We start from the raw sequence: 12,758 nt of genomic DNA, 5'->3' as shown, positions 1-12,758 counted from the left end.
TCTTGTCTCGTCTACTCATACAATTCACCCTTTAAAATGAGTTGAATGATCAACCTTAATGGGCTGATCTGGCCACTCGCTCTTTTTCCTCCTTCTTACCAACTGAGAAACTTCTGGTATCTGCTTCTGCTGCTAGTAACAGTTCTTCTGCCAGACATTCTCCTGCGGATTTTTTCCGTTTAAAGGCTGACTGGAGGGCTCCTTTGGTTATGAAACCTATGGCAAGGTCCACCCTGCGCTGTGGTGCTATGTCCACTGCTACCTGGTAACCTATTCCACCATACTTGATCCGGGTGGTTTCTTCACGGGGAGCAGCGTTTTCCACGGCTTTAACCAATACTTGTATTGGATTTTCCTTGGTACGCTGGTTTATTACGGTGAAGGCCTCTTTTACAATATTGTAAGATTTGTTTTTCTTACCTGAGTTCCTCTGGGTTCTCATTATTTTGTTCATTAATCGTTCTACGATTGATACTTTTGATTTGGCGAACTGTCGTTTCACGTGTCTCCCCATGGTATGGGGGACCATTATTTCGTCCAGGCAGATGTAGTTGACCAGTCCTAGGTCTTCTACCTTGACTTCTTCCAGTTCCCAACTTTCAAAGACTTTGAAGCTCATATCATAACCTCGCTTATCTCACTGGTTTTTCGATTTTGCCCTTAACCATTTCTTCTAGGGCTACGTTGTTCACTTTGGTGACTTTCCAGCGTACACCTGGAATGTCTCCCATGGATCTTCCGGATGGTCCACCAATTCCTTCGATGACCACTTCGTCGTGTTCATCGATGAATCCTATGGCGCCGTCTCCTGGGGCGAATGCAGTGAGTTGTTTACCGTTCTTGATGAGTTGAACTCTTACACACTTCCTGATGGCAGAGTTGGGTTGTTTTGCTTCTATTCCCACTTTTTCTATGACGATTCCCCGTGCTTGGGGTGCGCCTCCCAATGGGTCAGCCTTAATATCTAACCCGAGTGCTTTTCGCTTGTACTCGGTGTCTTTCCACCGGAAGTTCTGTCGATTCTTTTTAAGCTTTTTTGCTGCGAATAATCCTGGCAAATGTAATTCCTCCTTGTTAACGTTAATACGATGACGATTCCCTGATCTTATGTAGGTTTCCCTGGATCAGGGATGATCAGTGTAATTAGATCGCTAGTTTTTTACTATTTTATAACTATGTTATTTATATTGTGCTGCCTTTTGGCCAGTACCCGGGCCCTTTCAATATTCTGCCCGCCTTTTCCTATGGCGGTGCGTTTATTGCGAGAATCAGCCTCTAAAGTGGCTATTTTCTCCCCGTTTTCTTTTTGGAGTATGCGTACACTCCTTATTTTTGCGGGGGCCACTAGGTTGGCTATGAATTCCACTGGATCATCAGAGTGTTCAATTACTTCCACACCCTTATCCACGGTTTTCTGCACCTTGGCAACGGTGCTTCCTCTTTTTCCTATGGCCAGACCCATGTCTCCCTTTTTAACCAGGAAGGTGATTTTTCCGTTTTCATCGTCCACCAGGCAATCTTTTACTGTTGCCCCGGTCATGCTCTCGAAGAGGGCGATGTACCGGATTTCATGGGTACTGAATTTGATGGTCACAGTTTTACCCCACTATTTCCAGTATGGTGGAGTCTCCAGGATCATTGACCATCATGGTGGCCACAGTGAATGGTTTTCCACAAACTGATCCTAAATCCACACTAGTACCTTGGAAGGTGTAAACCGGGATTTCAGATAATTTGGAGTACTGCATCACGTCTTCAGTTACCTCTTTTGGGCAATTTTCTGCGATGATGACCAGTTTTCCTTTTCCAAGCTTCAGAGCCTGGATTGTTTTACTGGATCCCAGTGTGACATTACCTGTATCTACTGCTACTCGAATTCCTCTCTCTACGTCCATCTACTGCCTCCTTATTTCTCTTTCATGATGACGCCAACTGACCCTGTTCCCAGTGGTATTGGCTGCCCGATTATAATGTTCTCTATTATTCCGGTGAGATGGTCCACCTCACCTCTGATGCTGGCCCGGAGAAGGTGTTTACCAGTCTCCTCGAAGGATGCTCTGGCCAGTACACTGGCTTTTTCACCGCTGATACCATGTCGACCTATGGATTTGACTTTGCCGTCGGCAGTCATCATATCTGCAACCAGCATGATGTGCCGCACGTCCACAGTGAGTCCCTGCTCTTCCATGGTGGTCTGGGCCTCGTGGATTATGGAGTTACGAGCGGCTTCCACTCCCAGAACTTTTTCCACCTCATGGATATCATTTGTGGTAGTTCGCACCGGGTCAACACCATCCATTTTTAGGACGGCTCCCAGATTTGAACCTTCAGTGTGTATAACCCATTCCTGCCCTTCTTTTCGGATCACGACCTTCCCTATGTTCTTAATTCCACTTATCTGGAGATCGCGAACCTTGTCAGCTAAAAGTCGAAGTTCCCTAATGGCATGTTTAGATTCTGTAATTTTGGGTTCAAAACTCAGCAAGTTGTTATTTATTTCTACACTTTTAAAAGTTTTTTCTATCTTGGCCATGACCTCATCATAGTCCAGTCGTTTCTCCTTCACCTGCTCCTCGTCGATCTCCACACTCATATTCATACTGGCGTAGTTGACATTGAAGTCTTTGAGGATGTCATTGAAGGTTATTTTACCTATACGATTGGCAATGGTCCTTATGAACTCCTCATCACTGGCATGGTCTTCGTCGAAATATATGGCCATGGTTGGTGTGGATATCTTCTTACGGGCGTCCACGATCTCTATGAGTCGGGGTAACCCCAGGGTAACGTTTAGCTCTGCTACCCCTGCATAGTGAAAAGTACGCATGGTCATCTGAGTACCAGGCTCTCCTACTGACTGGGCAGCCACTGTACCTACTGCCTCACCAGACTCCACTTCAGATCGTATGTAGGCTCTCTTAATTTCTTTCACCAGTTCATCCAGTTCATCATCATCCAGCTGGTGCCTTTCAGCAGCTTCAGCTATTTCCTGGATGAGTTTTTCCGGGAATTTGGCTCTTTTCTTTTTGACCAGCTTTTCAACTTTCTCTATATCCACAAAACCACCTGAGATTTTAGTACCATGCATAAGTATTATCCTTTCATCTGTTTATTAATCATTTACCGGATTTAGCTTTGATTCGCATTTCTTCAATTAATCTGTCGATATCAGCAACTTTTCCATAATCACTCTTGGCAGGATCTATTCCGTCTTCACCATAGTGAGTTTGAATAACCACTCCCCGATTGTCTCGAACTGTTTTATCAGTGTTAACCGAGAGATCCTGTAAGGCGTTCACCAATCGGCGTTGCATGTAACCACTCTGGGCTGTACGGATAGCTGTGTCCACCAGTCCTTCACGCCCTCCCATGGCATGGAAGAAGAATTCCAGTGGGTCCAGTCCTGTTTTGTAACTGGAATGTACGAATCCGCTGGCTTTAGCACCAAGCTCCCCTTCCTGGAAGTGAGGTAGGGTTCTTTTACTGTAACCTCTCTCAATACGACCACCACGAACAGATTGCTGCCCCACACAGGCAGCGATCTGAGTCAAGTTCAGCATCGACCCTCGGGCACCTGTTAGTGCCATGATAACTGCGTGGTTGTCCATTCCAAAGTAGCTTTCCGCTATTTCTCCTGATTTGTCCCTGGCTTCCCCGAGTACTTGCATGATCTTCATCTCCAGGGTTTCCCGGAGACTACGGCCAGGAAGGGCTTCCAATTCATCGTTATGGTAAGCTTCAATGAGCATTTCCACTTTCTGTTCAGCCTTAGAGAGTAGTTCCTCAATACGGTCCTGAGCTTCCCGTGGTATTTCCTCATCAGCAGTACTGGTGGTGAATCCCCGTTTCATAATACCGGAGATTGCCAGTTTAGTGGCTGAGTCCAGGAATTCCCTGGCCCTGTCAGTTCCGTACTCCTTAACAATTGAATCCAGTATCTTACCCGAGAATGCACCATAGGCTTTTTCATCTATGGCTCCGGATACAAGCTGACCATTTTCTATAACCACATATGCATCGTTTTTACATTCCTGCTTGAGGCATTCGTCACATTTACGGCAAATTTCTGCCTTGTAAACCATGTTCAGGTTTTTGGGGAGGAGTAAGCTGAATATTTCCTTACCAGTCCATTCCTGGTTTCTTGGTTTGGGTAATGGTAACTGGGATTTTTTAAGCATCTGGAATACTTCATCTTCCCGGAAGTTGGATCCTTCCCTGGTGAGGAGGTATGCTCCTGATATGTGATCGTGTATTCCGCCGATGATTGGTCCTCCGAAACGTGGAGATAGGATGTGCTCCTGCACCCTCATTAGGGATTTGGCCTCTGCACGTGATTCTTCAGTCTGGAAGACGTGCATGTTCATTTCGTCCCCATCAAAGTCTGCGTTGTATGGAGGGCAAACACAGAGGTTTAACCTGAATGTTTTGTATGGTAAGACCTTTACTTCATGGGCCATCATGGACATACGGTGCAGTGATGGTTGTCGGTTGAAGAGTACAATATCCCCATCCATTAGGTGTCTTTCCACTACGAATCCTGGTTCCAGTTTTTCAATAATGGCTTCTTTGGTTTCATCATAGACCCTGATCTTTCGATCATCTGGTCGGATGACGTAATTGGCACCTGGATGTTGATTTGGTCCGTTGAGTATGTATTTCTTCATATCTTCAATGTTCCAATCAGTAACATAGATTGGTACCGTGACTTCAGTGGCTATCATCAGGGGCACCCCTACCTCGTTGATGCTGATGTTGGGGTCCGGAGATATAACTGTCCTGGCAGAGAAGTTTACCCTCTTACCAGAGAGGTTACTTCGGAAACGTCCTTCTTTACCCTTCAATCGTTGGGCCAGTGTTTTCAGTGGTCTTCCTGATCTATGCCTTGCTGGGGGAACTCCTGATGCTTCGTTGTCAAAATAGGTTGTGACGTGGTATTGTAATAATTCCCAGAGGTCCTCCACGATGAGTTGTGGTGCTCCTGCTTCCATGTTCTCCTTGAGACGCTGGTTAATTCGCAGGATATCCACCAGTTTGTGGGTCAGGTCATCCTCGGATCTTTCCCCGGTTTCAAGGGTGATGGATGGCCTCACGGTTACTGGTGGTACTGGTAGTACGGTTAGTACCATCCATTCTGGTCTGGCTACCTTGGAGTTGATTCCTAGGAAGATATAGTCCTCTTCAGGGATTTTCTCCAGGCGTTCTCTGACTTCACTGGGTGTTAATTTGTAGTTGCCCTCGACAATGGATACTGGTTTGTCTATTTTAACATCTTCCTGCTCCGTGTCACAGTTGGGGCATTTATCCCGACGTGCAGTGGTGTAAACATCCTTCACCAGTCCAGTGATACTTTCTTCATTTTTCAGTCGGGATTCAATCCTGTCCTGATAATCTATTCTTTCAGTTTCAGTTAAAAGCACCTTTCCACATTCACTGCATGTTGAACGCAGTATCTTGTGTATGGTATCTGCGAATCCCACGTGGACTACTGGTCGGGCCAGGTTTATGTGACCAAAATGTCCCTGACAGTCTCCTCCTTTAGAGCCACATGATCGGCATCGGAGTCCTGGATCAATAACTCCTAGTCGTGGGTCCATTAGACCCGCTTCTATGGGGTATCCATCTTCATCGTAGGTATCAGGGGTCACGATTTTGGTAACGGACATTCTCCGGATATTCTCCGGCGATAGCAGGCCAAAGTTGATCTGGGCGATCTTCTTTAAAATTCCTTTCAAACTCACTCTCTCCTCTTTTTAATACATACCATTATTTCTAGACCCTAAATCAGGCTTTATCTTCAAGAACCAGTTTGGGGAAAATACACAGGCTCTTGAGTTCATCCAATAATAGTTTAAATGCGTATGATATCTCCACAGGGAAGCTGTCAGAATCTCCGCATATAGGACAGTACCTTTTATCCCTTATTCGGTCGTATATAGCTACCATTCCACATTCACCACATACTATGGCCTCATATTTATCAGACTCATCCAATAATCTCTCTTTAAGAGATAAAGCAGCCCCATGAGCAATAAGGCAGTCTCTTTCCATTTCTCCGAATCGGAGACCACCCTCCCGGGCTCTTCCCTCGGTTGGTTGTCTGGTTAAAACTTGTACCGGTCCCCTTGACCGGGCGTAAACTTTATCGGAGGTCATGTGGTGCAGTTTCTGGTAAAAAGCCACTCCCACAAATATCTCTGCCTCTATTCTTTCACCGGTGATCCCGTTATAAAGGGATTCCCGGCCTGCGGTTTCAAAACCATTTTCCCGCAGGAGATCCATTATTTCCATTTCCTGGTTTCCACTGAATGGGGTTCCATCCATACGCTGACCTTCCATGCAACCGGCTTTACCAGCTAACATCTCCAGCACCTGCCCCACTGACATCCTGGAGGGTATAGCGTGAGGGTTGACTATTAAATCAGGAACTACTCCTTCGGCAGTGAATGGCATGTTTTCCGGTGATACTATGAGACCAACCACTCCCTTTTGTCCGTGTCTGGATGCGAATTTGTCTCCGAATTCAGGTTGTCTCTGGTCCCTTACTCGTATTTTAGCCAGTTTACTTCCTTCCACTGTTTCGGTGAGCATTACTGCATCTACCACTCCGTGTTCCCCATGTCGTACAGTGACCGAGGTTTCTCTTCGTCTTTCAGCCACGGTCCCGAATTCGTCAATTTCTTCTAAGAAACGGGGTGGTGATGTTTTTCCGATGAGGACATCCCCAGACTTTACATTGACTTCAGGGTTGACAATTCCATCTTCATCCAGGTTGCGGTACACTTCTTCTGAACGGTATCCTCGTACCATGTTTTCAGGCACTTCAAATTTGTCTTCCTGTCCACCGGGATATCTTCGCTCAGAGGCTTCGTAAGATCTGAAAAATGATGATCGGGCTAGTCCACGTTCTATGGAAGCCTTATTTAATATGAGGGCATCTTCCATGTTGTAACCCTCGTAGGACATTACCCCCACCACAAAGTTTTGACCAGATGGTCTTTTATCGTACTGTGTGGCATCCATACTCCTGGTTTTCACGATTGGAACCTGAGGATGGTGCAGTAAGTGCGCACGGGTGTCAGTTCTTAAATGGTAATTTGAAACGTAAAGTCCCAGTGCCTGTTTGGTCATCCCTGCTTCCATGGTGTTACGTGGGGATGAGTTGTGGTTGGCGTAGGGTATGATCCCGGCACAGATCCCCAGCATGGTGGAGGGGTCTATTTCCAGGTGAGTGTGATATTCATTAATTTCATCAGGGAACATGGAAATGTAGGTGTTTTCTTCTTCCTCGGCATCGAGGTATTCAATAATTCCTTCATTAACCAGATCATGCCATGCCATTTCTCCATCGGCAATCTTCTGCATGTGTTCATCTGTTAAGCATGACCCTCCGTTTTCCACCACGATGAGTGGTCTTCTGGTTCTTCCAGGGTCATTGAATAAGTATATCTCGTTGTTTTCAGGGTAATGAGTGATGTTCATTTCATGGGATACTTCTCCAGATCTCCTTTTCTGGCGCATTTCTTCCATGAAACCTTCTGGATCATCACAAGTCCCAATAAGCTTCCCGTTAGTATAAACCTTGCATTTTTTCACGAATTGGCCCCCAATAGCTGGCTTTTCATAATAAAATAAATTTTAACTCCGTAATGTCTCATTTTCATCCCTAGATAGGGTTGATGGTTTTCATCTTTTTTACCACTGCTTCCAGTTCATCTGGATTGGAACCTTCTGATATTTTGGCCAAAATTGCCAGGTTCTTTACCAGTCCACAGTTCGGCCCTTCAGGGGTTTCGTTGGGACAGATTTTTCCAAACTGAGTGGGGTGCAGGTCACGAGCTTCGAAGTGAGGTTGACTCCGTGACAGGGGAGAAACTACACGTTTAAGATGTGAAAGAGTTCCCATGTAACTGGTTCTATCCAGTAACTGGCTTACACCGGCCCGTCCACCAACCCAGTTTCCAGTGGCTATGGCGTGTTTGATGTTTTCAGTTAGGACATCGGACCGCACTGCCTGTTTGACTGAGGGTTCTTTTCCCCTTGCCAGACTTCGTTCCAACTGGTAGGTCATGTCACGGGTTAAACTGGTGAATGCAACTCTGAACAGATCTTCCATGAGGTCTCCAGATACCCGGAGTCTCTTATTGGCGTAGTGGTCCTTGTCGTGTGGTTCACGTTCGTCAAAAATAACTTGCAGGAGCATCTCTGTCATTTCAGCCAGATATGTGGCTTTTTCTGCTCTTTTTTCTGGTTCCACACCAATGTGTGGTAATAGGTAACGGTCTATGACATCTTCCGCCCTTTTAATTCGGTATTCCTCAGTCATACCCTTGGCCACCCGGTTACCGATGTACTTGATAGCATCGTAGGTGTTAGTGATTTCTGAGGTTTGAATGTCATCTATGAGAAGGAATTGTACGTCGTTTTCTTCTGAAACACTGCTAACCAGGTCTACATCTTTTTCCAGACCCAGGGCACGGAGTAAAACCACCAGTGGTATTTCTCCAGGTACGTACGGGAATGATATTCTTAAAAATACGCCTTTTTTCCTTGGTTTACGGTATTCAAGAGTTATTCGTGCTCTAAAACCACTTTTGATCGAGGTTACAATTGCTCGTGCCCGGCGGTCGTCTTTTTCCCCAATTCTTTCCAGGATGATCTTGTTGGGTGCTATCTCTTCCATGGTAACTATGGCCCTTTCGGAACCATTGACAATGAAGTAGCCTCCGGGATCCTGAGGATCTTCACCATTGGCTTCCAGTTCATTATATCCTAATCCATTAAGGTGGCATATGTTGGATTTAAGCATTACAGGAAGTTCACCAATATAGACTTTCTCCAGGTTAGGTTCTTCTTCACCCTTGGATAGAGCCATGTCCATGTACATATGGGCCGAGTAAGTTAGATTTCTGAGTCTAGCTTCAGTAGGGAAGACCTTACTTTTTGAGCCATCAGCTTCCTTAATGTAAGGCTTCCGGATTTCAACTTTACCGGTTTGTATGCAGTATTCTCCTTGCTCCAATACAATGGGCTCGGTTATATCAATTATATCCTGTATACGATGATCTACAAAGTCGTTGTATGACTTGATATGATGATCCACCAGTTTATATTCATCAAAAAAGGTATCGACAAGTCCCCAGGCATTTTTTACCATTAAATTCCTCCAAAAAACAACCCATACCTAATCCATATTCATAATCCTCACTTGAGTTAGAGTTTCAAGTGGGTTTCTGGTCCATTAATATCAATGTATATATATTATATTATTAAAATATAACACAATTTATGTACCGGTTTATTATATAAGGTAAGGCATTATTCACTCAACTATTTATGTCCTTTGTTATTAATTAATTATCCATATTTAATCTAAAACCAAACGGTAGGTTTCGAATTTACCTGCTGTCTGACTTTTTCTGGTTATTTTGAGAATATCCCCCGGTTTAGCTTCAATAGCCTTAACAACCGGATCATCAGCTTTTATTTTAGGTAGCTGTTCAGGATGGATATCCAATTTTTTCAGTACTTTCTTAACATCAGATTTCGACAAAACAACATGATCTGGAACCAGTTCGTGTTTTAAGATATCCTTCTTCACCATTTAATCCTCCATTAAAAATCAGAACGGGCCCGACGGGAGTTGAACCCGCGGCCACCTGGTTAAAAGCCAGGCGCTCTCCCAGACTGAGCTACGGGCCCTCTAGAACGCCCTGGCCGGGAATTGAACCCGAGTCGCGGGCTCGACAGGCCCGCATGATAGCCCCTACACCACCAGGGCAACTTTAGCAGAACTAGAGTATATGGGTTTAGGTTATGCTCCCATATATACTTTTGCTTTATGTTGCATACTTATAAAGGTTTGGATTAACATCTGGAGGACAATGTAAATTGGTCACTCTCATTTTTGCCTAAGAGTCCCACCAACAGTTTCCATTGATTTACAGATAGTTAAGTCCCGCCTGCCGGACTTGAACCAGCAACATTCGGATCTACAGTCCGACGCTCTGCCAAATTGAGCTAAGGCGGGTAAAAATACTGATTATTTGACAATTATAATGGGACCACCCGGATTTGAACCGGAGTCTCAGGCTCCCAAAGCCCAAAGGATCGACCAAGCTACCCTATGGTCCCACATTAATTTTTTTTAAATCACCTTAGTTTGTATCAAACCTACATCTAAACTATGTTTATATTTGCTCACCATCAGTCTAGAGCCCCGGACGGGAATTGAACCCGCGACCACGAGATTACAAGTCTCGCGCTCCACCAGACTGAGCTACCGAGGCATTTTAACTTTTATGATATTGCCTTATATACTTTTGGGTGGAGAGATGTATGACTTAAACTCTGGCCTTCACTTCCCCTCATTGTTAAGAGGGGGAATGCTTACTATGATCAATCCAAGTATTTAAAGTTGATTTTAATAAATCTATTTGAATTTTGATTATTACTTGTTTGGAAGTTAATTTAAACTGGATTTATCATCAAAGGCGTGTTATTAACTAATATAAATTAGAGGATTAATATTTTTTTAGATGTTTAAATCCGCTTCCCGGAGTACTTCCACCGCAGGCAATCTTTCCCCCGCAATGAGGCTGATGGAAGCTCCGCCCCCACTACTTATGTGGCTAATCCCAGATAACCCCATCTGGTTGGCTGCTGCTGCCAGGTGCCCTCCACCAATAATGGAAAACCCGGGGGAAGATGAAATTGCATTTAGAATATCTTCAGTACCCTGGTTAAATCCTTCTTTTTCAAAAACCCCTGCAGGACCATTGGCAAATATGGTACGTGCATTTCTAATCACCCGTGCATATTCCGTGGTGGTTTCAGTACCCAGATCAAATATAGGTAAGTTGGGAAGCTTGTTCACTGAGTATTCCAATCTTTTATCATCCTTGCACACTGCCAGATCCGTGGGTACCAGTATTTGGTCCCTGAATTTTTTACATAATTTCCTGGCCTTTTTAACATATTCACAGTAGTCCCGATCCTCAATGAATTTTCGGTTATGTTTTTGAATGTTGACTCCTCCCCCCCATAGGAAAATGTTGGCCACCAGTCCAGTGGTGAGGATGTAATCAGCACTCCCGGCTTCCAGGGCATTTTCCATAACCATTATGGAATCATCCACCTTAACCCCACCTAAAACGTATACACAGGGCCTTTCCACATTACTCACTGCACTATATAATGCTTTGAGTTCCCTTTCCATCACCCTGCCTGCTGCAGAGGGCAGGTTAACTGCAAATCCAACCAATGATGGTTGTGAACGGTGGGCAGCGGCAAATGCATCGTTGACGAAGTAATCCGCAAGGGGAGAAAGTAATTTTACCATATGGGTTTCTGCCTGTTGTGGTGGTTCCCTCTGCAAGATTTCTTCAGAGTAGAAACGCACATTCTCCAGTAGAAGAATATCTCCTCCTTCCATATTTTTTATGGTTTCCCTGGCGTTGCTACCAAATATGTCATCCACATAACCCACAGATTTATTCAGTAGATTGGAAAGGGCTTCAGCATGCTGTTGGAGGGTGGTAAAATCTTTTTTACCAGGACGGCTTTGATGGGCCATTAAAACAGTTTTAGCACCTTTATTTGCCAGTTCAGCTATTGTTTCAGCGTGTAATCTTATACGAGTATCATCCAGTAGTAGTCCGGTGAGGGGGTCGACTGGGGAGTTTATATCCACCCGAACCAGTACGGTTTTACCCTCCACTTCAAGATCATCTATGGTGTTAAAATCAGGGGCCATGTCATTCCACCATTTTAAAATTACTGATTTCTTTCATGGTATTTTCAGTGTCCAGAGGATTAACGAATTAATTAATCTAGTTTTGATGCTAAATTTTTTCTGGTTTTAAATTTTACTTACAAGATCCAGCAGGGCCTGCTTAGGGTCCGAAGCCAGTATTATTCCTGATGCCAGGAGTACACCTTCACTTCCCAGTTCTAGGGCGGCTTTCATATCGTCCCCTGTGGAGATACCTGCACCACACAGGACTTTTACCTGAGGATTAATGTCCTTAATTGCAGCCACGCTTCCTTCCACAACCTCAGGCTCTGCCTGGGATACGGGAATTCCAGACCCTATGAGTTCTGGTGGTTCTATGGCTACAAAATCGGGTTTCAACGCTGCGGCTGCCGCACTGGTCTGGATGTTGTTAGTGCATACCACGCTGGTCATGTCCATGGAATTCATTTTACTGACCACATTATCAATATCAGCCAGTTGCATTCTCTGCTCAGAATGATTTATCAATGTACCGGCTGCCCCGGCTGCCATTGCACATTCAGCTAACATGCTGCCGGTGTGTCCCCCGGCATCCACCGGGTCAATGTGCTGGGCTAAGACTGGTATTTCAACTTCTCGGGATAATCTCCAGAGATCGGCTCCCTGAGGTGCTGCAACCATGCTTATTCCAGTTTCCTCGGATACTTCTTCCAAAGCTTTGGCCAAATCCCGGCCTTTTTCTCCAGTAGACTCTAAGTAAGTTTTAAAATTCAAAATTACCAGAGGGGTTTGTTTTATTTTCATAATCAGCCTCCAAAAAGTGTGCAGTTTACTGTATTTCTTTTTATGAGAAGAATATAAAAATATTGTGGTTTCAATGCTGCTTAACCCCCGAAAATGAAATAAAAATGATTGGCTCTTAAAAACCTCAAACCAGTTATCTGTTGATTTATAGAAACTAAAACAAGCCAAAAATGAAGAAAAATTCCACATAACATAATATATGAAAATTATAATGTGAAAACTT

Annotated in this window: 12 protein-coding genes and 5 tRNA genes (1 of these 17 only partly in view); all 17 read right to left on the bottom strand. The window is 44.5% G+C overall.

What is annotated here, in order from left to right; all coding sequences use genetic code 11:
- Positions 1 to 19 carry the beginning of an elongation factor EF-2 gene (locus BK009_RS11070; protein WP_100909584.1) on the bottom strand. It extends 2,174 nt beyond the left edge of the window, so only the first 19 of its 2,193 coding nucleotides appear in the window; its start codon is at positions 17 to 19; its stop codon lies off the left edge, out of view.
- Positions 20 to 55: 36 nt separating this feature from the next.
- Complete coding sequence (locus BK009_RS11065; protein WP_100904982.1) at positions 56 to 619, bottom strand: 30S ribosomal protein S7; 564 nt, start codon at positions 617 to 619, stop codon at positions 56 to 58.
- Positions 620 to 632: 13 nt separating this feature from the next.
- Complete coding sequence (locus BK009_RS11060) at positions 633 to 1,058, bottom strand: 30S ribosomal protein S12 (protein WP_004030100.1); 426 nt, start codon at positions 1,056 to 1,058, stop codon at positions 633 to 635.
- Between the two features lie 104 nt (positions 1,059 to 1,162).
- The gene (locus tag BK009_RS11055) at positions 1,163 to 1,594 is read right to left on the bottom strand and encodes a NusA-like transcription termination signal-binding factor (RefSeq protein WP_100904983.1); all 432 of its coding nucleotides are present in this window, start codon (positions 1,592 to 1,594) and stop codon (positions 1,163 to 1,165) included.
- A gap of 4 nt (positions 1,595 to 1,598) precedes the next feature.
- A complete protein-coding gene (locus tag BK009_RS11050; protein WP_100907340.1) occupies positions 1,599 to 1,895 on the bottom strand; it encodes a 50S ribosomal protein L30e in 297 nt (98 codons plus the stop codon).
- Between the two features lie 11 nt (positions 1,896 to 1,906).
- On the bottom strand, positions 1,907 to 3,058 hold the full coding sequence (gene rpoA2, locus BK009_RS11045; RefSeq protein ID WP_100906678.1) for a DNA-directed RNA polymerase subunit A'': 1,152 nt from the start codon (positions 3,056 to 3,058) through the stop codon (positions 1,907 to 1,909).
- 58 nt (positions 3,059 to 3,116) lie between these two features.
- Positions 3,117 to 5,732, bottom strand: a complete 2,616-nt coding sequence (locus BK009_RS11040; protein ID WP_100904985.1) for a DNA-directed RNA polymerase subunit A' — start codon at positions 5,730 to 5,732, stop codon at positions 3,117 to 3,119.
- A gap of 49 nt (positions 5,733 to 5,781) precedes the next feature.
- Positions 5,782 to 7,593, bottom strand: a complete 1,812-nt coding sequence (gene rpoB / locus BK009_RS11035) for a DNA-directed RNA polymerase subunit B (protein ID WP_100904986.1) — start codon at positions 7,591 to 7,593, stop codon at positions 5,782 to 5,784.
- 70 nt (positions 7,594 to 7,663) lie between these two features.
- Entirely contained in the window at positions 7,664 to 9,154 is a 1,491-nt protein-coding gene (locus BK009_RS11030; RefSeq protein WP_100907339.1) for a DNA-directed RNA polymerase subunit B'', read from the bottom strand.
- Between the two features lie 210 nt (positions 9,155 to 9,364).
- On the bottom strand, positions 9,365 to 9,601 hold the full coding sequence (locus BK009_RS11025; RefSeq protein ID WP_004030093.1) for a DNA-directed RNA polymerase subunit H: 237 nt from the start codon (positions 9,599 to 9,601) through the stop codon (positions 9,365 to 9,367).
- Between the two features lie 24 nt (positions 9,602 to 9,625).
- Positions 9,626 to 9,699, bottom strand: a tRNA-Lys gene (locus BK009_RS11020).
- 7 nt (positions 9,700 to 9,706) lie between these two features.
- A tRNA-Asp gene (locus BK009_RS11015) sits at positions 9,707 to 9,778 on the bottom strand.
- A gap of 175 nt (positions 9,779 to 9,953) precedes the next feature.
- Positions 9,954 to 10,027, bottom strand: a tRNA-Tyr gene (locus tag BK009_RS11010).
- Positions 10,028 to 10,056: 29 nt separating this feature from the next.
- Positions 10,057 to 10,131 (bottom strand) — tRNA-Pro (locus BK009_RS11005).
- Positions 10,132 to 10,212: 81 nt separating this feature from the next.
- Positions 10,213 to 10,286: transfer RNA gene (locus BK009_RS11000), tRNA-Thr, on the bottom strand.
- 245 nt (positions 10,287 to 10,531) lie between these two features.
- On the bottom strand, positions 10,532 to 11,752 hold the full coding sequence (locus BK009_RS10995; protein WP_100904988.1) for a phosphoglycerate kinase: 1,221 nt from the start codon (positions 11,750 to 11,752) through the stop codon (positions 10,532 to 10,534).
- Positions 11,753 to 11,857: 105 nt separating this feature from the next.
- On the bottom strand, positions 11,858 to 12,535 hold the full coding sequence (gene tpiA, locus BK009_RS10990; protein WP_100904989.1) for a triose-phosphate isomerase: 678 nt from the start codon (positions 12,533 to 12,535) through the stop codon (positions 11,858 to 11,860).
- Positions 12,536 to 12,758: the final 223 nt, after the last annotated feature.

Origin of the sequence: Methanobacterium subterraneum (assembly GCF_002813695.1) — an archaeon.
Classification (GTDB): domain Archaea; phylum Methanobacteriota; class Methanobacteria; order Methanobacteriales; family Methanobacteriaceae; genus Methanobacterium; species Methanobacterium subterraneum.
This window is presented reverse-complemented; position numbering and strand designations above follow the sequence as displayed.

What these genes read in the sequence shown, in the direction of transcription:
- BK009_RS11025 (WP_004030093.1), bottom strand. Translation starts at nt 9,601, where the DNA reads ATGGTGAAGAAGGATATCTTAAAACACGAACTGGTTCCAGATCATGTT.
- BK009_RS11065 (WP_100904982.1), bottom strand. Translation starts at nt 619, where the DNA reads ATGAGCTTCAAAGTCTTTGAAAGTTGGGAACTGGAAGAAGTCAAGGTA.
- BK009_RS11050 (WP_100907340.1), bottom strand. Translation starts at nt 1,895, where the DNA reads ATGGACGTAGAGAGAGGAATTCGAGTAGCAGTAGATACAGGTAATGTC.
- BK009_RS11030 (WP_100907339.1), bottom strand. Translation starts at nt 9,154, where the DNA reads ATGGTAAAAAATGCCTGGGGACTTGTCGATACCTTTTTTGATGAATAT.
- BK009_RS10995 (WP_100904988.1), bottom strand. Translation starts at nt 11,752, where the DNA reads ATGGCCCCTGATTTTAACACCATAGATGATCTTGAAGTGGAGGGTAAA.
- tpiA (WP_100904989.1), bottom strand. Translation starts at nt 12,535, where the DNA reads ATGAAAATAAAACAAACCCCTCTGGTAATTTTGAATTTTAAAACTTAC.